This window comes from Chitinophaga rupis, assembly GCF_900109685.1.
GTDB lineage: Bacteria > Bacteroidota > Bacteroidia > Chitinophagales > Chitinophagaceae > Chitinophaga > Chitinophaga rupis.
Genome location: NZ_FOBB01000002.1, coordinates 1,255,924 through 1,277,839, shown reverse-complemented (window position 1 = coordinate 1,277,839; position 21,916 = coordinate 1,255,924). Strand labels below are relative to the sequence as shown.

Sequence of the window (21,916 nt, the reverse complement as noted above, 5' to 3'; positions counted from 1 at the left end):
TTACCTCGTCAACACATTAAACCATATATGATGCATTTCAAAGCGGTTATCATCGGATCAGGACAAGGCGGCACCCCATTAGCGAAGAAACTGGCTAAAGCCGGGTGGACCACCGCCCTGGTAGAAAAAAGGTTCATTGGCGGCACCTGCATCAATGATGGATGTACCCCCACCAAAGCCATGGTTGCCAGCGCAAAGGTAGCCTATACGGCCGCTAACAGCCAGCAATGGGGCGTTACCGTGAACGGCTATTCCGTGAACATGGAAAGCATTGTAAACCGCAAGAATGATGTTGTGCAGCTGTTCCGCGGCGGCTCTGAAAAAGGGCTGGAACAGGTGGAGCATCTTACCATCTTTCATGGTGAAGCTGTATTTACCGGCCCCAAAGCACTGACCATAAAGCTTAACAGCGGTACTGCAGAAGATATTACTGCCGACTATATTTTCCTGGACATTGGCACCACACCGCAAATACCACCCGTACCAGGGCTGGAAGCTGTGTCCTGGCTTACCAGCACTACTATACTGGACCTAACTACCCTGCCGGCTCATTTACTGATAATAGGCGGCAGCTATATAGCCCTGGAATTCGGGCAAATGTTCCGGCGTTTTGGCAGCGAGGTAAGCATTATTGAAAAAAGCCCGCACCTGGTGAGCCGGGAAGATGAAGATATATCCGAAGCCGTGCAAAAAATGCTGGAGGCAGAAGGCATCCGCATTTTCACCAACGCGCAGGTACAACGGGTAGATGAGCATAGCCGCGGCATTAGCTGCGCCATCAAGGTAGGTGAGCAAACCCACACCCTTGAAGGCTCGCACCTGCTGCTGGCTGCCGGCCGCGTACCGCAAACCAAAGCCATACAGCTGGATAAAGCCGGCGTGCAAACAGATGACCGTGGTTTTATAAAAGTGAACGACCAGCTGGAAACCAATGTGCCGGGCATTTACGCCCTGGGCGATGTAACAGGAGGCCCGGCATTTACACACATCTCCTATAACGATCACTGGGTGCTATATAAGAACCTGGTAAAAGGCGCTGCCACATCTGTCAAAGACCGGCAGGTACCTTACACTATGTTCACGGATCCGCAGCTGGGCCATATTGGTCTCAGTGTAAAAGAAGCCAGGAAAAAAGGGCTGGACTTTACCGTATGCAAAATGGAAATGAAACGGGTGGCCCGCGCCATAGAAACCGGCGACACCCGGGGCTTCATGAAAGCGCTGGTAGAAAAAGGCAGCTATAAGATCTTAGGCGCTACCGTATTCGGATCAGAAGGCGGCGAGCTGATGACCTTATTGCAAATGGCCATGCTGGGTGGCATTACAGCCCTGCAAATGAAGGAGATGATCTTTGCACATCCGCTGTATGCAGAATCATTAAACAACCTTTTCATGCAGCTTGATAATTAAAGCATTGTGGATAACGTACAATGTGGGTAAGTTTTTCCTCATCACAGAAAAGTATTTACGATTTTAGATATACGATTTGCGATCGCCTGCCATATGCCCTAAAACCGTAAATCTAAAATCGTAAATCTAAAATTTTAACCGGGTTTATGATAAAGCTGGAGCACGTACATAAAACTTTCGCAAACAAACCTGCGGTTACCGATGTTTCCTTTGAAGTGTTGCCCGGAACCCTGTTGGTATTATTAGGTACCAGCGGCAGTGGAAAAACCACTACCCTGCGCATGATAAACCGGCTCATAGAGCCCAGTAGCGGGCAAATTACTGTAAATGGAAAGCTGATACAGGACCAGTCGGCCGAGGACCTGCGCCGCGGTATAGGATACGTGTTGCAGAACAATGGTTTGTTCCCGCACTATACGGTGGCGGAAAATATTGCCGTAGTGCCCAGGCTGTTGCAGTGGGATGAAGCCCGCATCCGGGAACGTACAGTTACTTTAATGAAAAAGCTGCACCTGCCGCCGGAAGAGTATTCAGAGGTATATCCCGCGCAGCTAAGCGGCGGGCAGCAGCAGCGCGTAGGGCTGGCGCGCGCACTGGCAGCAGATCCGCCGGTGCTGCTGATGGACGAGCCTTTTGGCGCCCTGGACCCGGTTACCCGCGCCAGTGTACGTAAAGAGTTTATGGCGCTGGACGAGCTGGAAAATAAAACCATTATTATGGTTACGCACGATGTGCAGGAAGCCTTTGAAATGGGTACCCGCATCGGGTTAATGGATGAAGGCCGCTTACAGCAAACGGGCGCACCGGAAGAGCTGCTGTTTGCACCTGCCAATAATTTTGTTGCCAACTTTTTCCGTGACCAGCGCCTGTCGCTGGAATTAAAAACTTTAACACTGAACGACATAAAACCATATTTACCACCGGCTGCCGGATCAGATAATTACCAGCCGCATGTGCTACCGGGAACAACCTCCTGCTGGGATGCGCTGGAACAGACCATGCATACGGAAGGCGTGCTGTCTGTGGATTTCAGAACAGAAGTATTTACAATGGACAGCCGCTCCCTGATGACTGCATTGCAGGTATACAAGCAAACCGCCGCTAATGGAAGCACAACAAAGTCTTTTTGATTTTATACAACAGCAATCCGGCAAGCTGCTGGAACAAACCCTGCAGCATATAGGCCTTACGTTTATATCGCTGCTGATAGCGGTGCTTATTGGCGTGCCCCTGGGCATTCTTATTACCCGTAAAAAAGTGCTGGCAGGGCCCATTCTGGGGCTGGCCGGTATTTTACAGACCATTCCCAGCATTGCCTTGCTGGGGTTTATGATACCCTTGTTAGGCATTGGCGCGCAACCGGCTATAGTAGCGCTTTTCCTGTATGCATTGCTGCCTATTATCCGCAATACCTATACTGGTATTAAAGAAGTAGACCCCACGGTTACAGATGCAGCTATTGGTATGGGTATGAGCCGCAGGCAGCTGTTATATAAAATTCAGCTGCCCCTGGCCATGCCGGTAATGCTGGCAGGCATCCGCACCGCCACTGTTATTAACGTAGGCGTGGCTACCCTGGCGGCATACATTGCGGCCGGTGGTTTGGGTGAGTTTATTTTTGGAGGCATTGCCCTGAATAATACCAACATGATACTGGCAGGCGCCATTCCGGCAGCCTTGCTGGCAATTTTGTTCGATGGTTTACTGTCGCTTTTGCAGCGCATGCAATTGCGCAAAGCCCGCAAAGCGGTATATGCGCTGCCGGTGGCCATTATCCTGCTATCTTCCTTTTACCTGCTGCCATCTGCTTACGGCACTAAGCTGGTGGCAGGTTTTACGCCGGAGTTCATGGGCCGTAAAGATGGTAACCTGGGCCTAAAAAAAGTATACGGCCTTAACATACGCACGGTGGTTATCAGCGACATGATCATGTACAAAGCTGCCTATGAAAAAAAGCTGGATGTGATCAGCGGCAGCAGTACAGATGGCCGTGTGAAAGCCTTTGACCTGGTAGTGCTGGCAGATGATAAGCACATTTTTCCACCCTATTATGCTGCGCCCATTGTACGCAATGCCACGCTGGAAAAATACCCGGAACTGACACCCGCGCTCAATAAATTGTCTGGTACAATTAATGATAGCATTATGACGGAGCTGAACTACCGGGTTGATTATCTCAAGCAGGACCCGGCCCGTGTGGCAAAGGATTTCCTGGTAGCGAAAAAGCTCTGGTTACCCGCCCGCAACGGTACAAAAGGTACTATCCGTATTGGTTCTAAAATATTTGGGGATGGTTATATACTGGCCAACATGTACAAAATGCTGATAGACGGGTATACCGATCTGCAGGCCGTTACCAAAACCGGCCTGGGGGGCACTAAGATCTGTTTTGATGCACTGCTGAACAACCAGATAGATATGTACCCCGAATACAGCGGCACCGGGCTGCTGGTAATACTGGCCGCGGGGCAGCAAACGGTTGATTCACTGATAGCGGACAGGCAAAAGGTATACGATTATGTGAGCAATGCCTTTATGCAACGTTACCAGGTGCGCTGGTTACCACCCATTGGATTTAATAACACCTATGCGCTTATGATGCGCCGGCAACAGGCCGCCGCACTGCATATAAAAAGTATATCTGAGCTAAAGGAATATTTAACGGTGAAAGGTAAAGAATAAGGAAGCTGAACAAACTTCCCGCTTTGCATTTCACTTTTCGTTTTACGCAAACCTGTAATTCATGCACCTGAAAGATAAGTACGGCGTCGTACGCCAGCGATCCGAAACTATTTGTGCACCCCTTAAAACGGAGGACTATGTTGTACAGCCGGTAGTGGATGTAAGCCCGCCCAAATGGCACCTGGGCCATACTACCTGGTTCTTTGAAACCTTTTTACTGAAACCTAACGTACCCGATTACACGGAGTTTGATGCAGACTACAATTTTGTGTTCAACAGCTATTATGAATCTGTTGGCGCACGCGTAATACGCACCAACCGCGGTAACCTGAGCCGTCCTGCCGTAGAGGATATTATGCGGTACCGTGAGTACGTGGATAAAGCCATGCTGCACCTGCTGGAACATGAGCTGCCGGCCAACCTGCAAGCACTGGTGGTGTTAGGGCTAAACCATGAAGAGCAGCACCAGGAGCTGCTTTTAACAGACATTAAATATATACTGGGACATAATCCCTTATTCCCCGCATACGATAAACAGCGCAAACCTGCCGCTGCACCTGTGCATGACGGACCTGAGTGGCTGGAAATGCCGGAAGGTATGTACAGCATTGGCTATGAGGGCGAAGGTTTTTGTTTTGATAACGAGCAGCAACGTCATAAAGTGTTCCTGCAACAGTACAGGATCAGCACTGACCTGGTGACCAACGCAGAATACCTGGATTTTATGGCTGCCGGTGGGTATACTGATTTCCGTTACTGGCACGCCGAAGGCTGGGACTGGGTAAAACAGCAGCAGGTAAATGCCCCGCTGTACTGGCATGAGGTAGATGGCAGGTGGATGTACTACACCTGGCAGGGCTTACAGCCGGTGGATGGCGATGCGCCGGTATGCCATATCAGCTATTACGAAGCCACCGCCTATGCCGCATGGAAAGGTAAGCGCCTGCCCACGGAATTTGAGTGGGAGGCCGCAGCGCCGCAGCTGCAATGGGGTACCCGCTGGGAATGGACGGAGAGCGCCTACCTGCCCTACCCTGGCTTTACAAAAGCCCCCGGCGCCATTGGGGAGTATAATGGCAAATTTATGGTAAGCCAGATGGTGCTGCGCGGCGGTTCAGAGGTAACCCCGCCGGACCACAGCCGTATTACCTATCGCAACTTTTTTCATCCTAATCTGCGCTGGCAATTCACCGGGATCCGGCTGGCGCAATAATATATCATGACAAATATTCGATTATGCATACCACTGTAATTCACACATTGCCGGCGCCGGGCGTAGCTTTGGAGCCGTTGGAAGTCTTTTACCAGGACGTGGTGCGCGGGCTTACCGCTACCCCCAAATACCTGGATTCCAAGTATTTCTACGATGCGGCCGGCGATAAGCTGTTCCAGCAGATCATGCAATGCAGGGAGTATTACCCCACGGATTGTGAAATGGAAATTATGACGGAGCAGGCTGCACAGATTGCGCAGGCTATTGCCGCTCAAACCACCAGCTTTGACCTGGTGGAGCTGGGCCCCGGCGATGCCACCAAATCCATACACCTGCTGGAGCAATTGCTGCATACCGGATTGGATTTTACCTACTACCCTATTGATATTTCCACCAACGTAATTAGCACCTTGGAAAAGGCGCTGCCGGAAAAATTACCGGCCCTGCAAATGCAGGGGCTGAACGGGGAGTATTTTGAGATGGTACAGCGGGTGGCTGAAATGAGCAACCGCCCCAAGGTGCTGCTGTTCATGGGCGCCAATATTGGCAACTTCACGCCTATCATGGCCCGCAAGTTCTGCCGGCAGCTGCGTAGCTGCATGCAGCCCGGCGACCTGCTGATGGTGGGTTTTGACCTGAAAAAGCATCCAAAGATCATCCTGAATGCCTATAACGACGAAGCAGGTATTACCAGCGCCTTTAACCTGAACCTGCTAACCCGCATTAACCGGGAGCTGCAGGCGGATTTTAATACGGATATGTTTGAGCACTACCCGGTATATGATCCCATGACCGGCGCATGTAAAAGCTACCTGGTAAGCCTGGAAGAACAGGACGTGCATCTTTGTAATGATGTAACCATCCACTTCCAGCAGCACGAACCCATTCACATGGAGATATCCCAGAAATACAGCCTGGAAGAAACCACGCAAATGGCCCTGCAAACCGGCTTTCAGCCGCTTACCTGTTTTACGGATACCAAAGGGTGGTTTGCAGATTGTATGTGGAAAGTGTAGTCATCAATCCCAGGCGCCCAGCAGCCTTCTCAGCACGATAATTTCACCGGTATGGTAGCTGGTATGATCTGCAATCAGCATGGCCTCCCGCAGCAGATTTTGCCCGCTGCCATGCTCAAAAGGCGTGTATAAGTCTACGCCTGGTTCATCTAATAATTTGAGGAATTCTTTACGCTCCCGGTTCACCTGCGCAATGCTCTCTTTCCAGGCATTGGCATCTTTGGGGGCGTGTTCTTTAGGCCAGTAGCCTTCCGGCCAGGGGGGCGACTGGTGTTTGGGATTGCGGGAAAATTCCAGGATATCCCATTGCGTAATGCGGATATGCTCTACCAGCTGCCATACGCTGTAAGGCATATTCTCCGGTACCTCGCCCCTTAATTTGGCGGGCAGCTCCTTTACCGCATCCTCAAACGTAGCATGCGCATGGCCTCCGTTTATCAGCTCTTTCAGCGCTTTTATGACAACAGCATTTGTGTCTTTCATACACAATTAATAATGAAGAATGAATAATGAATAATTATGGTCAGGCTCATTCTGCAACAACAAACATGCCTTGCTTAACTACATTCAAATATAAAGCGGCCGGTGTTCATTGTAACACCGGCCGCTTTGATTATTAATTATTAATTATTCATTATTAATTTAACGGGGGCCCGGCGGGCAGTACTGCCGCAGGTATTGGGTATACAGGTTAGAGAGATGCCTGCGCGTGCCCTCGCCTTCACTAATGCTGTGCGTGCGGTTAGGGTAAGCCATAAACTGGAATACCTTGTTGTTTTTGATCAGCTCATTCAGCAGCATTTCTGCATTCTGGTAATGCACGTTATCATCGCCGCTGCCATGTATATATAGCAGGTGCCCCTGCAGGTTCTTAGCATAGGTAATGGGCGATCCTTTTACAAAATCTTCCCGGTTCTCCTGCGGCAGGCCCATATAACGCTCCTGGTAAATATTGTCATACGTAAGCTGGTTGCCTACGGCTGCAACGGCAATACCGGTTTTGTAGATCTGCGGATACTGGAACAGGAGGTTCAGCGTCATAGAACCGCCGCCACTCCAGCCCCATACGGCTACGCGGGAAGTATCCATGTAAGGGCGTTTCAGCAGCTCTGTAGCAGCCATGGCCTGGTCGCGGGAGTTAATGAGGCCTACCTTGCGGTAAATACATTTACGCCACTCGCTGCCTTTGGGCAAGGGAGTGCCGCGATTATCCATAGATACGTAGATGTAACCATCATCTGCCATATCCCCGTTGTACAGCGGGTTACGGCCGGCTCCAAATTCATCTTTTGCAGTTGCGCCGGCAGGTTCGCCATACACATAGAACAGCACCGGGTATTTTTTAGTGGAATCAAAGCTGTTGGGCTTACGCATCCAGCCATCCATGGTTACACCATCTACCGTCGTAACAGAGAAGAACTCCACCTGTTTATTAGCAGCAGGCAGCTTGGTTTTGATCTCTGCAGAAAGGTTGGCGCCATTGCTTTTATGATCCGGCAGGTGCACAATTTCAGAGTACGGGTAAAAATAATTGTTTGAGAACTGGTGTACGGCATATTGCCTGTCCGGCGATATTTCGTAGGAGTGGGTGCCGGGCTGGTTTTCCGGTGTAACGCGCTGTGGCTGGCCTTTTCCGTCAAGCGATACTTTGTACAGGTATTGCTGGGTTGCCACTTTAGGCGATGCCAGTATGTAGATCAGCTTATGCGCTTCATCTACTTTAGGAATGCCGATCACATCATAGTTACCCGGCGTAAGCAGGGTTTCTTTGCCGCTCTTTACCTCAATGCTGTACAGGTGGCGCCAGCCGTCTTTTTCACTTACCCATACAAAGGCGCTGCCGTTCTTTATCCAATCCCAGCCTGTAATATCATCATCGTCCCAGCGTGATTTTACATCTATCCAGGCTTTATCACTTTCTTCAAACAGCGTTTGTGCCGTACCGGTAGCCGCGTTGCACAAGATCAGCTTACTCTGGTTCTGCTTGCGGTTCAGCTGCTGAAGAATGATCTCATTCTTACCCGGCACCCATTCCATGCGGGGAATGTAGTGCTGCTGCGCATCGCCGGGCACCTGCAGCCAGGTAGTTTTTGCAGTATTAATATCCACTACGCCTACACGGCAGGCAGAAGGGCTTTCTCCTGCTTTGGGATACTCTACCGGTACTGTAAAGGAGTAAATAGAATCTGTATTATCTATCATCAGGAAGTCGCGGATCTTGGTGGCGTCTATCTGCCAGTAGGCAATGGAACGGCCATCAGGGCTCCAGCGGAAACCATCGCGGCAGCCAAATTCCTCTTCATAGGCCCAGTCGAACGTACCGTTTATAAAACGGCGGGTACCATCATTAGTGAGGGCTTTTACCTCACCTGTGGCAAGTTCTTCCACATAAAGGTTATGTTCGCTTACATAGGCTACTTTGGAAGCATCGGGGGAAAATTTGGCAAACATCAGGGACGATGCAGGCCTGCCCTTTCCTAACTGTTTGAGCTGTTTGGTGTTAACATCCAGCACCCAGTAATCGCCCCGGGTCTGGTAACGCCATACGCGTTTGGAGTTGGTATAGATCAGTACTTTTTGCTCATCGGCTGAAAAAATAAAATCCTTTACTTCCAGGGGTTGGGCAGCTCCCTGCGGGGTAAGCTGGGCCGCCGGTATGGTTACCTGGCTTTGCCCGTCTTTTAAGCCGGTGGCTATAATGGCTGCATTTTCAACACTATATACCGCCTGCCCGTTCCGGCTCCATTTGGTACTTTTTCCCGGTTGGGCCTGTAAGGCCAGCTGCAGCAGGCAGCCGCATAGTAATAAACAATAACGTATTGGTTGCATCTGGTTTGATTATATAAAAACGGCAAGATAATTGTTTTTAAGGCTTATCGAAAATCTAAAGGATACCGTACACACCGACTGAACAATATGACGATCCCATTGTAATAGATTAGCCACCATATCGTTATGTGGATAATTTTTTTTGTGGAAAACGTGTTTATATTTTTTTATATAAATTGTTTTCATACATTTAGGAAATTATATATCTAGTAGGCGGACAAGTAACTATCCTTTGAAAAACAATAATTTATGGTTCAGATAAGCTATTCCTATAAAAACCGGGAATTCCTGCAACTTGAAGACGCACTGTTAAACCAATTAGCCCAGACGGGCAAGACCTTACTTTACGCTTTATTGGAACCCATGCAGGATGCTCTGCTGCGGGAGAATGGCAAGATCCGTATTAACCTGGATCAGCATCCTAAAATAGAGCTGGTAGGTTTTAGCATGACTGTGAAGGAACAAATAGAAATGACCCTGCGGGGCGAGGCGTAATAAATGTGTTGATGTGCAAATACGCAGATGTGCAGATGAGTGGCGGTTGGCGCCAGATACAGGACTGCGATTAGCATATTAACTGCATTAAGCCTTTTGCACATTTATGCATACGTGTGCATACCCCAAAAATTCCCGTTCTGTTTCCTTTTAATAATTCTACACATATTCGTACATCTGAAACTGCGTATTTCCACAGTGCGGCTTTCGGAATCTACTGCATTTACAAACTTTGTAAACCTTTTATTTTCCCCTGTTGTTTATACTATGAACGGCCGTGCATAACATAGCGCAAACCGCTACAGTAGCGGTATTGATGTCCTGTTTAACCCATAATACCAATAAAATAATTTGAGATGGCAAGTTTCAATAAACCATCCGTTACACGGTAACGGGTATACGGAGTATTGTACCAAGAGCACGCAGTTTCTTTTCTATAACGTGAATGAACGTGCCGGTTGTTTTGCCGGCACCAAAGAGCAAATAGACGGAACAGTACCGTATCAGCCGTCCCGGTCGCGGGATGGCTGTTCTATGTTGGGGCAGCAGCTTATTTCTTAAGCCAGTAGTATGTTTGGGAGATCTGTACCAGTGGGGTTTCATTATACTGAAAATCCAGGCTGTTATATTGCAAAGCGCTGTCACTGATGCCAGTGGCCTCGCACAGCAGGGAATCCAGGTGAAAGAATACAGGGGTAACCTCTTCAAATAATAAGCTGTCTAAACGCTTGGTAGCAGCAGTATAACGCAGAGCTACCCTGTCCTGCGTAAAATTAATATAGTCGGCACCGTTATATTGCAGCGTATCTATACGACTATAAACCGTATCGCCTTGACTTACCGTGTATTGTTTATGGATGGCTGCTGTATAGAACCATTTACCGTAAAAGGATTTCTGAGGCGTGGTGTTATCTTCTTTTTTACATGCACACAGCCCCAGTATCATAATCAACAAAACTTTCCGCATGATGAACCTGTCAGATTTAAGGACGCAAAATTAATGAATTACTATTTATTTGCATAAAACGATCTGACAGGTAAATAGTTACATTAATCCGGTTTCTTTCCCATTTTGATCTTTACCTTTCCGCCCTTATTCTCGTCCGTGGCGTGCAGGTGAATGACAATGCCCTTTTTCCGGCGCGCCTTTTTTTCTTCTTTGGACAGGTCTTCCTCTTTCTTCGGATTACGCAGCGGTACATCCAGATAAATATCCGTGCCCGTGGGTATGCCATATACGCCGGTTATATCCATGTACAGGGCGGTGGAGTTGATCTGCATAGGCGGTATAATGATCTTGTTGCCCTGCAGCTGCAGGGTATTGGAAAGGTTTTCAAACCGAATGTCGGACAGGTTGCGGTTAAAGAACACGGCAGAGGCTATGCCTTCCAGCGGCTCAAAGTTCACCAGGGCGCCCTGCCGCAGGTCAAACCCCACGGTGCCGTATATGGAGCGGGGTGTTATTTTACCATTATCGTACAGGTTACCGGTAATATTCACCTTTGCGGAAAGGTTGCCCTTCAGGTTACGGGAGGTAAGGGATTCCATCCCGAAATTATCGAACGCATACCACAACTGATCAATGTGGACATTATTAATGGCGCCATTCAGCTTAAAACGATTGTTATTGCCCTGCTGGTGAATACTGCCGTTCAGCTGCAGGCTGCCGCCGGCATGCGAAAGGGATATTTGCCGCAGCAGTATATCCGACTGCGTAAGGCTTAGATCCGCCACCACCTTTTGCGCATTAAAACGCTGGTAGTTCAGCTGCCCCAGCTGCAGGCGCATGTTCATATTACACAGCTCCAGCATCACATTCAGCTGTTTTGCTATGCGGCTGGCCTTTCTTTGCATGGCCGCAGTACTTTGGGCCTTGGTTTTGGCAGCAGTGGCCCGTTTGCGGGGCGAAAGGAAGAATTTAAACTCGTTCAGGTCCACTTTTGGGCTGGTAATATTCCAGTCCATCAATATTTTTTCCGGCGCTTCAAAGTACAGGCGTAACAGGTTGCGTATGCTGCCTTCCATAGCCAGCTCACTTTTGGCGGTTTGCATGTGTACATTCATCACATACACATCCTGCCCGTTAAAGGCAATGGTGGCGCTGCAGTTACCTATTTGCAGGTTACGCGGCAGGTATTCCATAGCGCCGTTCTGCACTTTCACGGCGCCTTCCATCTGCGGCGATACGGTATCCTTATCGCCAATACCCCCTTTATAAAAAACGTCAGCGCTGGCAGTGCCCTGCGTGAATTGGAAGGTTTCGCCGGTAATATCATTCAGCTCCTGTAAGTTAAAATTGGATTTAAAACGCCCCGAAAGCACCGGTTGTGTAAGGTTCACAATGTCAACGGTATCTGAGCTGAAAGGCAGCCCCCACCATTTGGCCTTGAACTGGTAAAAAGAGATGGCCGAATTTTCGTCCGTATATCCCATACCGGGATGCCGCTCATTGTTAAAATTCCCGCTAAAACTGCAATCCGTCCACTCCCCTGCCCTGGTTACCAGCGTATTGTTGGCCGTGTTCCATTTTACCAGCACCCGGGGCGTACCGGGACGGTTCAGGTAACCGGAAAGGTGCGCCTCTACATTCATGGGCTTTTGAATGTCATAATTAGCCAGCTTGGTTGATATGTTGTCTGACAGCATAGCTGCAGCGCTGCGGAACAGCACATTTTCCGTAGTAATATTTACAATGAATTGCTGTGTTTTAAAATTAAAGGTGGCGCCAATATTAAAGGGATGATTGTCTATCTCAATGCGCTGCGCCGGTATGGATAGCACCCGGTTGGGCCTGTTAAAGTTCAGCTCCAGCGTAGTTTCCAGCGTTTTATTCTTCAAAAAGCTGCCGCGGTCCAGGTTAAAGGCAAAACTATTTACCAGCATACTGGTACGCAGGTGTAGGCGCCAGTTACCATCTTCCGCATCTGCGCTGCCTTTCAGGGAGCGGATCTGTATGCTGAATAGCTTATTCTTCTGTTTATTATCAATCACAAACTGCATGTTGCGCAGCTCCATGCTGGCTATGTCCGCCTCCCGCTCTGTACCGCTCTTACTCTCTCCGGCGGCTTTATCCCGACGTTTGAACACACTGGCGTTCGTATAACCCTCCGGGTTGGTAAAGGAATAAAAAGCGCCGTCTTCCAGGGTTATTTCCCTTACATCCAAATGGTTCCTTAACAGAGTAAAAGTATTTACCTTAACGAATATACGCTGCACGGATAACAGGGGGTGCTTATGCTGCGCAAACAGGCTATCCCGCAGCTCTACATCCTTCAGGGCCAGGGATACATGGGGGAAGCTGCGCAACAAAGAGGGCGATATATCCCCAATGGTAAGCTTTCCGTTCAGCCGCTGGTTGGCCTTTTCAATGATCTGTTCCAAAAGCGCTTTCCGGTGCTGCTGTATGTAAAAGGCCAGGGCCAGCCATAGCAGTATCACCAGTCCAAGAAGAACTGCACCGGCTTTGAGGCATATACGTAACCATTTAGGCATTGGGGTGGTTTACATTAAGTTAAGAAAATTTCCAGGCTTTTTACCTGGAATGATATGCCTGTATAAAACCAATAATGATGCCTTTTGGGAAGAGGGTTATTTCAGCACATCGAACAAATGCAAAAAGCTATCAAGATAACGGCGGCTGTACAGGATGGATTGCCCGCCGGATAGTACGATCTCATTCTCCTGCAAATTCAGCTTCATAACGCTGCGTATATTCACCATAAAATTGCGGTGCACGCGTATGAACTGCTGCTCCGGCAGGCGCTCCAGCAACAGCTTCAGGGGTTGCTGCACCAGGTATTTTTCCTTGCCGGCCACTATTTTACAGTACTTGCCTTCCACTTCTATATACAAAATATCATCCAGCATGATCTTGGCCAGCGTATTCCCGTTCTTCACAAAAAAGAAATCGTGTATTAATACCGTATGCTTTTCTGCGGTGGCGGTGAACTGGCCGCTATCTGCCCCGGCAGATCTTTCAATGGCCAGCTCCATGGCATACTGCAGCTCCAGCTCATTAAAGGGTTTTAACAGGTAGCTGAACGGGGTGGTAAGGCGTGCGGCTTCAAAGGTGGTGCGGTCTGCTGCGCTGGTAAGGAAAATGAAAGGCTTTTGCATATCCCCGCTTTCATTGATCTGCGTGGCGAAGGTAATGCCGTCCCTTTTGCCATGCAGGTATACGTCAATGATCACCAGGTCCGGTGGCTGGGTGTAGAACAGCTTCAGGGCCTCCGGCAGGGTGCCTGCGATACCGGTAATTTCATAGTCCTGTTCCAGCAGCATATCCTGCAGCAAGGCGGCCTGCTGCGGGTCATCTTCCACGATCATGATCTTTACGGGTTGCATAATTTATACTTTTGCCGGTAAAATAATGGTAACGGTGGTGCCTTTTTCCTGCTCGCTGGTAATACTCAGGCGGCCGTTGTTCTTTTCCGTCATGGTTTTGCACAGCCACAAACCTAAGCCGGTGCTTTCATAACCATGCGTATCCTGCTGCACTCTTTTTTTGTTGGGATCAAACAGCGCTTCCAGTGTTTCACTGCTCATACCCAGGCCTGTATCAATGATCTTGATGTGGCATTCATTCTGCTGCAGGCAGGCGGAAATAGTAATGTAACCACCCACGGGTGTGAACTTGATGGCATTATCCATGATATTGCGCACAATGATCTTAAAAGAATGCAGATCTGCCATAAAGATAATCTCTTCGGGGATCACTTGTTTGATCACAATGTTCTTATCGGCTGCCAGGGGTGTTATATCATGGCAAACCAGGCCTACTACCGTGCGCAGGTGCAGCTCCTCGGGGCGGAAGAACAGCTGGTCTGTCTGGCTAAGGGCCCAGTGCAGCAGGTTATCCATCAGGATGTAGGTGCTGCCGGCAATTTTTTCATTACTGGCTGCCAGCGCAGCGGCTTCGGTGATTTCCTGCTTCCAGATGGCTTTTTTCAGCTTGGCCAGGTTGTTCTTAAGACGGTATACGGGCGAGCGCAGGTCATGCGCTACAATGGAGAATAAACGGTCTTTGGTTTGGTTCAGTATATTCAGCGCTTCTTTTTGCTGGGTGATGATACGCTTACTGCGTTTTTGCTGCCGGTAAGCAAACCAGATGGCGGTTCCCAGCAGCAACAGCAGCAGGGCGGCCAGTAACAGGCTGTTACGCTGCCAGCCCAGTATGTAAATGGTATGTTCCCGTTGCTGCAATGCCAGCTTCCTTTCCTGGCGGGCCAGCTCCCATACATGATCGCGGTTCCAGATGCTGTCCTGCAGCACTTCATAGTGCTTACGGTAGTCTAACGCCAACGCATATCTTTTCCTGTTCTCTTCCACAGCGGCCATATTCCTGTAGGCATTGCGCGGCACTTCCGGGTTATTGGAATGTTTGGCGTATTCAAGCCCTTTTTCAAAAAGGGGTATTGCCTTATCATCCTGGTACTGCGTATAGTACAGGTTAGCCAGGTCCATATAGGAAATAGCCAGGCCGGTGGTATCCTGCACCTGCTCTTCCAGGCGCAGGCTGCGGTTAAAATATTCTTCTGCGGCGGGGTATTGTTTCAGGTAAAAATAGGCCAGCGCCTTGTTATGATACAGGGTTTTCAGGGCATACACATCTGAGCGGGGGGCAAAAACCTGCTCCCAGGTGCTCAGCACCTTCAGCGCGTCCTCATTCTGCCCCTGCTCCAGGTAAATTTCTCCCAGGTGGGCGTAACTATTGGCCAGCAGCACGGTATCCAGTCCTTTCAGGTGAATAACCTGCTGGTAGGTGCGCAATGCTTCGGCATACAATTGCTTACTGTACTGGATCTTGGCTTTCAGGAAAAGTGCGGGCGAATATAGCGGGTGTTTTACATCATTATCAATACCGTTCATGGTATTAATAATGTACGTATAGGCGGCATCAGGGTCGTTATCGGCCCAGGCCACATGGCTGTTATGATAATTGATCTGGTAAGAGGATCCGTACTGGCCGGACATGATCATCCGTGCAGTATCTGCAGGGTGTTCACGGCATATATAGCAGTGCTGCTGCAGCTCATGATACCACGGGCCATGGGCCGGTGGTTGCGGTGGCTGAGCTGCAGCAGCAGTTAAAAAAAAAGCGCGGTAATTACCAATATCGTTCTCATCCTGGTTTTCATCTAATGGTTATCGGATCGGGCCGGCTTTTTAAGCCTGCATTAATCTTCTGTGGTGGATCTTTTTACGGTAGTTACTGTACCCCTGGGTGTTTCAGGCGTTTCAGGCCCTCCGGGCGCTTCGCCTTCATAATCATACAATACCAGCACAGCCTCTGCTTCCGGACTGGTGGCGCCCAGCTGGTATTTCACCTCTACATTCCAGAGGGAATAGCTATGGTGCGCGCCAATATCCCAGGGTTCAATGGTCAGGTACACATAACGTGCATCCAGCTCATTGGCATCTGTATTTATAGGTGCAATGAAGCTCATATCTTCATCCAGTATGGGTTTGTCCAGATGGTCCGGCAAATACGCGGCGATAGACAGCTTATAGATCTTTTCCAGTTCATTCACCGTTACTGCTGCAACCAGCGGCTCCAGGGAAAAAGGTTTTGCAAGGCCACGAACGACGCGTGCGGTGTGTGTGTGCAGGATTGTTACGTCTGAGGAAACTGTTGTTGACATAGGTAAGAGGCTTAAGGTTAAAGAAAGGAGGTTTAAGGGCAGCAAAGATAATCTTTATATCCATTTTTTATTGTCCATAATAGTAATACTTTTTACACTCATACCTCCGGCCGTACCATTTATGCCTTCCAATACACCACTGCTGCCATTGTATTCCCGGGCCGTTATTGCCTGCTGTACTTTTGGTATTGTAAGGCACGCACAACAACACACCACTAATCAGATCCGGCAAAACGTTCAGGACTATGACAAACATCTGGCTCAATCTTATTAACAATTCGAGTGACCGTAACAATGATGGCATTGTGATCTTCCAGAAAAATGAGGCCAGTACTACCGAAACACCGGTAGCCTGGCAGGTGATCCATAATTTGGGGTCCGGATGGAGCCATCCCTTTACCTACCCTGTGGCAATGGCGGTTGCGGCCAGTGATGGCCGGGGCAACTACAGCCTGCAGCTGCCAGCTGCTACCGGGCAACAATACCAGCTGGTTACAACGGATAGTGGCAATGTGCTTGAACACAGCGGCCCTGCTGCCAACGAGGAAGAGATCATTATATACAATGCCCTGGCAACCGGTATCATTGATGTACATGTGTACCGGGATGGAAAATTGCTTGCCCTGAAAAAGAATGTGGAGCCGGGACAACCGGCGGTATTCCAATTTAAGCCGACCCTTTGGATAGGCGTTGCACACGCAGTAACCGAAGGAGCATTGATCGACAGCGCTTTTACTTCACAGGTGCATACACAGCTCTCTCTATCTGGCATTAGCAGTGCGGACATTATTATGACCGGTGGGGGATTGGGCCCCGACACGACGCCGGTTAAGTTTTCTCTGCAAAATGTCAGATATGCGTGACCGTAACCCCACCCCGGGAACCTATCCCTCTGTCCCGGGGTTCTTTTTTTGATCATTTAGTTTTTAATATATATGGTTTATCCTACACAACTACCATCCATGCCGTTTGGCATACCGCCAGGCGCTGTGATGGCCTTTTCCGGGAAGATAGCGGATCCTGATGCAGATGGCCCGGCCGATTTTGAAACGCTGATAGAAACGTATGGCTGGATGGTATGCGACGGCCGCCAATTGTATGCCGAAGACTACCCGCTGCTATACCAGGTGATAGGCCCGCAATACAACAAAGGCCTGGAGCCGGAAGGCGTATTCCGCTTACCGGATTACCGTGGTTATATACTCTGCATGACCGATATGAACAGTGGCAACGATCCGGAAGCCAAGGCCCGCCAACGGGCCAATGGCCGCCCGGGCAGCGATGTGGGCACCATTCAGCAACCGGTAGGGTTAGCGGCTTTGCGTAATGGTATTACTACCCATCCGGGTAATGTGTATGTGTATTACATTATTAAATTCATTTAGTTGTTCCTTTTTGCTTCCCCAAAAAGGAACCAAAAAGGGGCCCGCAACCGGTTACCGCCCGGTTGCGGAGCAGGTACCCTGATGATGCTTTTGTGCTGCTGTGGTGCCGGGCTTTTGAACCCTGATAAGAGCGCGATGAGCTGTACATCCACTGCTCTTGAATAGTGCCTTTGCGTTGGTGATCATCGGAATTTTCAATGGCCTTTAATCGTTTCAATCTATTCGTAATTAGTAATTGATAATTCGTAATTGAACCGGATATGTCCTTTGTAGCCTACAACGGTGTAAAACAAACTACTGTGAACAGCTGCGGCGCTTTTTCACTGGCAGCTGCCTTCAGCCACTTTGGACTGGCACAAATGCCGTATCTGCTGGATACCGGTAACCTTTCCCAGGGCTATACCCTTCCGGGGCCGGAGGCCTTTGCACAACGCATTTACCAGATCACCGGCAACCTCTCGCTGGATATTATGCAGCGCACAGCTACTTACCGGTATGGCAACCCGGTGAGTGATTTCAATTCATTCTCTTCCTTAACCTACGTGGCTAATTTATTTGGGATGGAGATGCAACGGTTACGGGTACACTATAATGAAAATGCGGAGAGTGCGCTAAACCTGCTGCAGGTAAGCAATTACAGCAGGTATGGTAAAACTACCAACTTATTACAAACAGAAATTGACCTGATCACCGGCCCGGCTTATGCCAACGTCACAGGCCCGGCCGGTTATACACAGCTTCCCTTGTTAAATGCCGTGCACCTGCTGGTGGTAGACCAGTTTATGCACTCTGTTGTGATCAACGCTCATGAATGTTATGACCCCGCTACCGGGTATGTGGGGCCTTACAGCACCAATGCTATTACGTCCCTGACCCCGCTTACGCAAATAACTTACCGGCACCAGGGCATGACCTGCCACATGGCTTTCAGCGGGCTTTGGTTACAAATGAATTGAGCACTGCAACTGATCTACACAACGCGCTGTTGATGCACGGCGTAATAGGCGGCTCCCCAAAGGGCCGCCTTATCATTGCTGATAACATGGATGGGAACAGAGGCCAGCAGCTCTATGAGCCGGTCGCCCTGCAGGTAGTGATGGTAAAAGGTATTATCCTGCAGCAAGGGGATAATACGGGGCGGAATACCGCCGCCCAGGAACAAACCGCCGGTGGCTTTCATTTTAAATACCAGGTTGGCGGCTTCCCGCGCCAGGTAACGTACAAACAGCTCCATCGTTTTTATGCACACGGAAACTTTCTGCTCTATGGCCTGACCGCTGATCACTGCTGCGGGATCTTTTTTCAGCAGGTCTTCTTCCAGCCAGTCCGGTACATGCATATGGCGTATATCGCGCAGGAATTTAAAGGTATCATAAATACCGGGGCCGGATACCAGGCGTTCCCAGCTTACGATCTGGTACTTTTCCTGCAAATATTGCAGCAGCTCCATATCCAGCTCGTTACGCGGCGCAAAATCACAGTGCCCGCCCTCTGTGGCAAAGGGAGTATATAGCTCGCCGTCCCAGAACAGTCCGGCCTCTCCCAGCCCGGTACCAGGGGCTATAATGGCCATGTTACCACCGTTATCGCCTGCGCCGCTGTGCAGCGTTAGCAGGCTCTCGTTCTGCAGGGTGGCCAGCCCGTAGGCGGTAGCTTCCAGGTCATTGATCAGGGAGGTTTCCGCTATACCGGTAGCATGCTGAATGTCGGTTACATTAAGTTCGCGGGAAAGATTAGTGAGTTCCACTTTCCCCTTGATCACCGGCCCGGCAACGCCAATGCATATACGTTGCGGCTCCTGGCCGGCCTGTTTGCCAATAAATCCTTTTACAACCTCGGGGAAAGAAGTATACTCACGGGAGGCATATACCTGCTCATCCACTACCTGCAGCCTGCCTTCGGAAGCTTCAAAAAGCGCCAGCCTGGTTTTGGTGCCGCCCAGGTCGCCAGCCAGCACGTGCAATGGCGCTTTGCCCAACTGGCGGGTCATACGTGCAAAACGCGGCAGGAACTGTTGAACATTGGTGGTTTGCATGTTATAAAAATACGGGAAAGAGCTGAAAGGATAAAGCAGAAAGCTAAAAGGTATTGACGCGGATGGGAATACATTGGCCGGGAAAAGCAGAAAGCGGAAAGCAGAAAGCTAAAAGGTATTGATGAGGATAGGAATACATTGGCAGGGAAAAAGCGGAAAGCCCAAAGCAGAAAGCTAAAAGGTATTGACGGGGACAGGCATACATTGGCTGCCCAAACCGCGGCATTCAGCTTTTTGCTTTCTGCTTTGAGCTTTTTGCTTTATGCTTTATGCTTTATGCTTTTCGCTTTCTGGAACAGCTTTTGATACTAAATGAACAATTTAACTAGCACGGGCGTAAAGCATTTATAATTAGCTGCATGGAAAGACATACGTATCAGACCGGGATAATCGGAAATTGTGCCTACATAGCACATATTCACCGGAATACCAATGTAGAATGGCTTTGCTGGCCGCGGATGGACAGCACCTTTATATTCGGCGGCATGCTGGATAAAGATAAAGGCGGCCAGTTCTCCATACTGCCTGAAGGGGAATACACCTCCCGCCAGTATTACATGGAAAATACCAATGTACTGTGCACGGAGATCACCTGCAACAATGGCAAATACCTGATCACCGACGTAGCGCCCCGGTTTTTCCAGTACGAACGTTATTTTAAGCCCTTAACACTGGTACGTAAAATAGAGCCGCTGGAAGGCAACCCGCGTATACGCGTAGTCTGCAAACCGGTAACCGATTATGGTGCACAGCCCCTGCACCCGCAGCCGGGCAGCAACCACGTAGAATTTTTAGGCGCCGGCGAACGTTTGCGCCTTACCACCAATATCCCCGTTAATTATTTGCTGGATGAGCAGCCTTTTGTGCTGAATGATACCCGCTACCTGCTGCTAAGCTATGGCAGTCCGCTGGAAGCGCCGCTGGTAAGCACTGCGGAATCATTCTTACGGGAAACGGTTAGCTACTGGCGCACCTGGATCAAACATTCCAACATCGCCAATTTTTACCAGCCTTATGTGATCCGCTCTGCCCTTACCCTCAAGATCCACCAGTATGAGGATACCGGCGCTATCATTGCCGCCAGCACCACCAGCCTGCCGGAGTTTCCCAACAGCGGCCGTAACTGGGATTACCGCTACTGCTGGCTGCGGGATACCTATTACGTAATTACCGCCTTAAACCATATTGGCCACTTTGAGGAAATGGAGCGTTATTTTAGCTATGTAACGGATATTTCCCTTTCCGGCGATTACCGCTATCAGCCGCTGTATGGCATTACCGGACAAAAGCTGCTCACAGAACAGATACTGCCGGAGCTTTCCGGTTATATGGGCAACCAGCCTGTGCGCATAGGCAATCAGGCCTATGAGCATATACAGAATGATATTTACGGGCAGGTGCTTATTTCCATGCTGCCGTTGTATACCGATCACCGTTTTATTTTCTCTGAAAGAAAAGATTCTGCCTGGTGGATAGAATACCTGCTGGGAAAAATAGAGCGTACCATTGATGAAAAAGATGCCGGCATATGGGAGTTCAGGAACATGGCCAACACCCACTGCTACTCTAACCTGTTCCAGTGGACGGGCTGCTGCGCAGCGGAAAAAATGGCCCGCACCATTGGCCATCAGCAGCTGGTAGAAAAGGCTATTGCCCTGAAACAGCGTGCTGCCGCGCATATCGAGAACTGTTATGACCCTGTACGGAAAGTATATGCACATGCTGTAGGCAGCAAACACCTGGATGCCAGTACCCTGCAGCTGATCATGATGAACTACCTGGATCCCTTCTCCCAAAAAGCAAAAGACCACCTGGAAGGACTGGAAAGAGAATTAAAAACACCGCAGGGATTATTTTACCGTTACCTGCATGCAGATGATTTTGGCAAGCCCAAAACCACTTTCCTGGTATGTGCATTCTGGTACGTAGAGGCGCTGGCCTGCGTAGGCCGGCTGGATGATGCTATCCGCGAGTTTGAGAACCTGCTGCAATACTCCAATCACCTGCTGCTGTTCAGCGAAGATGTGGATGAAGAAAACGGCAGCCAGTGGGGCAACTTCCCGCAGGCGTATAGCCATGTGGGTTTGATGAATGCCGCGTACCGCATTGCGATGAAGCTGGATGTTCCGATATTTTTGTAAAAGTCCATGGTCCATAGCCGATGGTCCATGGCATACTTCCATCTGACAATTACTGCAAAAAATAAAAAT

The 21,916-nt window shown here is 49.5% G+C and carries 18 protein-coding genes; 10 read left to right on the top strand and 8 right to left on the bottom strand.

The features are described 5' to 3' along the window. Positions 1-27 precede the first annotated feature (27 nt). From BMZ54_RS12080 to egtD, 5 genes are all read left to right on the top strand, one after another. Complete coding sequence (locus BMZ54_RS12080; protein ID WP_089911208.1) at positions 28-1,410, top strand: mercuric reductase; 1,383 nt, start codon at positions 28-30, stop codon at positions 1,408-1,410. Between the two features lie 146 nt (positions 1,411-1,556). Further along, positions 1,557-2,540 carry an ABC transporter ATP-binding protein gene (locus BMZ54_RS12075; RefSeq protein ID WP_089911205.1) on the top strand — a complete coding sequence of 328 codons (984 nt, stop codon included), beginning with the start codon at positions 1,557-1,559 and terminating at the stop codon, positions 2,538-2,540. Next, complete coding sequence (locus BMZ54_RS12070) at positions 2,515-4,092, top strand: ABC transporter permease/substrate-binding protein (protein WP_089911202.1); 1,578 nt, start codon at positions 2,515-2,517, stop codon at positions 4,090-4,092. Before BMZ54_RS12075 ends, BMZ54_RS12070 begins: the two co-directional genes overlap by 26 nt. Positions 4,093-4,153: 61 nt before the next feature. Then, positions 4,154-5,305 carry an ergothioneine biosynthesis protein EgtB gene (egtB, locus tag BMZ54_RS12065; protein ID WP_089911199.1) on the top strand — a complete coding sequence of 384 codons (1,152 nt, stop codon included), beginning with the start codon at positions 4,154-4,156 and terminating at the stop codon, positions 5,303-5,305. A gap of 23 nt (positions 5,306-5,328) precedes the next feature. Further along, a complete protein-coding gene (gene egtD, locus BMZ54_RS12060) occupies positions 5,329-6,321 on the top strand; it encodes an L-histidine N(alpha)-methyltransferase (RefSeq protein ID WP_089911192.1) in 993 nt (330 codons plus the stop codon). Between the two features lie 3 nt (positions 6,322-6,324). Here the strand turns inward: egtD and BMZ54_RS12055 are convergent, their stop codons facing one another. Beyond that, positions 6,325-6,804, bottom strand: coding sequence for a DinB family protein (locus tag BMZ54_RS12055; protein WP_089911190.1), 480 nt, complete (start codon positions 6,802-6,804; stop codon positions 6,325-6,327). Positions 6,805-6,963: 159 nt separating this feature from the next. Continuing rightward, positions 6,964-9,150 carry a S9 family peptidase gene (locus BMZ54_RS12050; protein WP_089911187.1) on the bottom strand — a complete coding sequence of 729 codons (2,187 nt, stop codon included), beginning with the start codon at positions 9,148-9,150 and terminating at the stop codon, positions 6,964-6,966. A 249-nt stretch (positions 9,151-9,399) separates the two neighbouring features. Here BMZ54_RS12050 and BMZ54_RS12045 point away from each other — a divergent pair, with 249 nt between their 5' ends. Next, a complete protein-coding gene (locus BMZ54_RS12045; RefSeq protein ID WP_089911184.1) occupies positions 9,400-9,645 on the top strand; it encodes a hypothetical protein in 246 nt (81 codons plus the stop codon). A gap of 550 nt (positions 9,646-10,195) precedes the next feature. On the opposite strand, the gene BMZ54_RS12040 is transcribed toward BMZ54_RS12045, so the two are convergent. The 5 genes from BMZ54_RS12040 to BMZ54_RS12020 all read right to left on the bottom strand — a co-directional run bounded on the left by BMZ54_RS12040 (position 10,196) and on the right by BMZ54_RS12020 (position 16,286). Continuing rightward, complete coding sequence (locus BMZ54_RS12040) at positions 10,196-10,612, bottom strand: hypothetical protein (protein WP_089911181.1); 417 nt, start codon at positions 10,610-10,612, stop codon at positions 10,196-10,198. 83 nt (positions 10,613-10,695) lie between these two features. Then, complete coding sequence (locus BMZ54_RS12035; protein ID WP_089911177.1) at positions 10,696-13,137, bottom strand: AsmA family protein; 2,442 nt, start codon at positions 13,135-13,137, stop codon at positions 10,696-10,698. Between the two features lie 96 nt (positions 13,138-13,233). Beyond that, complete coding sequence (locus BMZ54_RS12030) at positions 13,234-13,989, bottom strand: LytR/AlgR family response regulator transcription factor (protein WP_089911174.1); 756 nt, start codon at positions 13,987-13,989, stop codon at positions 13,234-13,236. Between the two features lie 3 nt (positions 13,990-13,992). After that, the gene (locus tag BMZ54_RS12025; RefSeq protein ID WP_162277525.1) at positions 13,993-15,618 is read right to left on the bottom strand and encodes a tetratricopeptide repeat-containing sensor histidine kinase; all 1,626 of its coding nucleotides are present in this window, start codon (positions 15,616-15,618) and stop codon (positions 13,993-13,995) included. Positions 15,619-15,821: 203 nt separating this feature from the next. After that, entirely contained in the window at positions 15,822-16,286 is a 465-nt protein-coding gene (locus BMZ54_RS12020) for a hypothetical protein (RefSeq protein WP_089911167.1), read from the bottom strand. A gap of 245 nt (positions 16,287-16,531) precedes the next feature. Between BMZ54_RS12020 and BMZ54_RS12015 the strand changes: the two genes are divergently transcribed. The 3 genes from BMZ54_RS12015 to BMZ54_RS12005 all read left to right on the top strand — a co-directional run bounded on the left by BMZ54_RS12015 (position 16,532) and on the right by BMZ54_RS12005 (position 18,627). After that, the gene (locus BMZ54_RS12015) at positions 16,532-17,149 is read left to right on the top strand and encodes a hypothetical protein (RefSeq protein WP_089911164.1); all 618 of its coding nucleotides are present in this window, start codon (positions 16,532-16,534) and stop codon (positions 17,147-17,149) included. A gap of 99 nt (positions 17,150-17,248) precedes the next feature. Next, a complete protein-coding gene (locus BMZ54_RS12010; RefSeq protein ID WP_162277524.1) occupies positions 17,249-17,671 on the top strand; it encodes a phage tail protein in 423 nt (140 codons plus the stop codon). Between the two features lie 260 nt (positions 17,672-17,931). Then, positions 17,932-18,627 (top strand): T3SS effector IpaJ family cysteine protease, encoded by a 696-nt coding sequence (locus BMZ54_RS12005; RefSeq protein ID WP_089911157.1) that lies wholly within the window; start codon positions 17,932-17,934, stop codon positions 18,625-18,627. Positions 18,628-18,641: 14 nt separating this feature from the next. Here BMZ54_RS12005 and glk read toward each other — a convergent pair whose 3' ends face one another. Then, positions 18,642-19,706, bottom strand: a complete 1,065-nt coding sequence (gene glk, locus BMZ54_RS12000) for a glucokinase (RefSeq protein ID WP_238386560.1) — start codon at positions 19,704-19,706, stop codon at positions 18,642-18,644. A gap of 359 nt (positions 19,707-20,065) precedes the next feature. On the opposite strand from glk, the gene BMZ54_RS11995 reads away from it, so the two are divergent. Further along, complete coding sequence (locus tag BMZ54_RS11995) at positions 20,066-21,847, top strand: glycoside hydrolase family 15 protein (RefSeq protein ID WP_089911148.1); 1,782 nt, start codon at positions 20,066-20,068, stop codon at positions 21,845-21,847. The last annotated feature ends 69 nt before the right edge of the window (positions 21,848-21,916 follow it).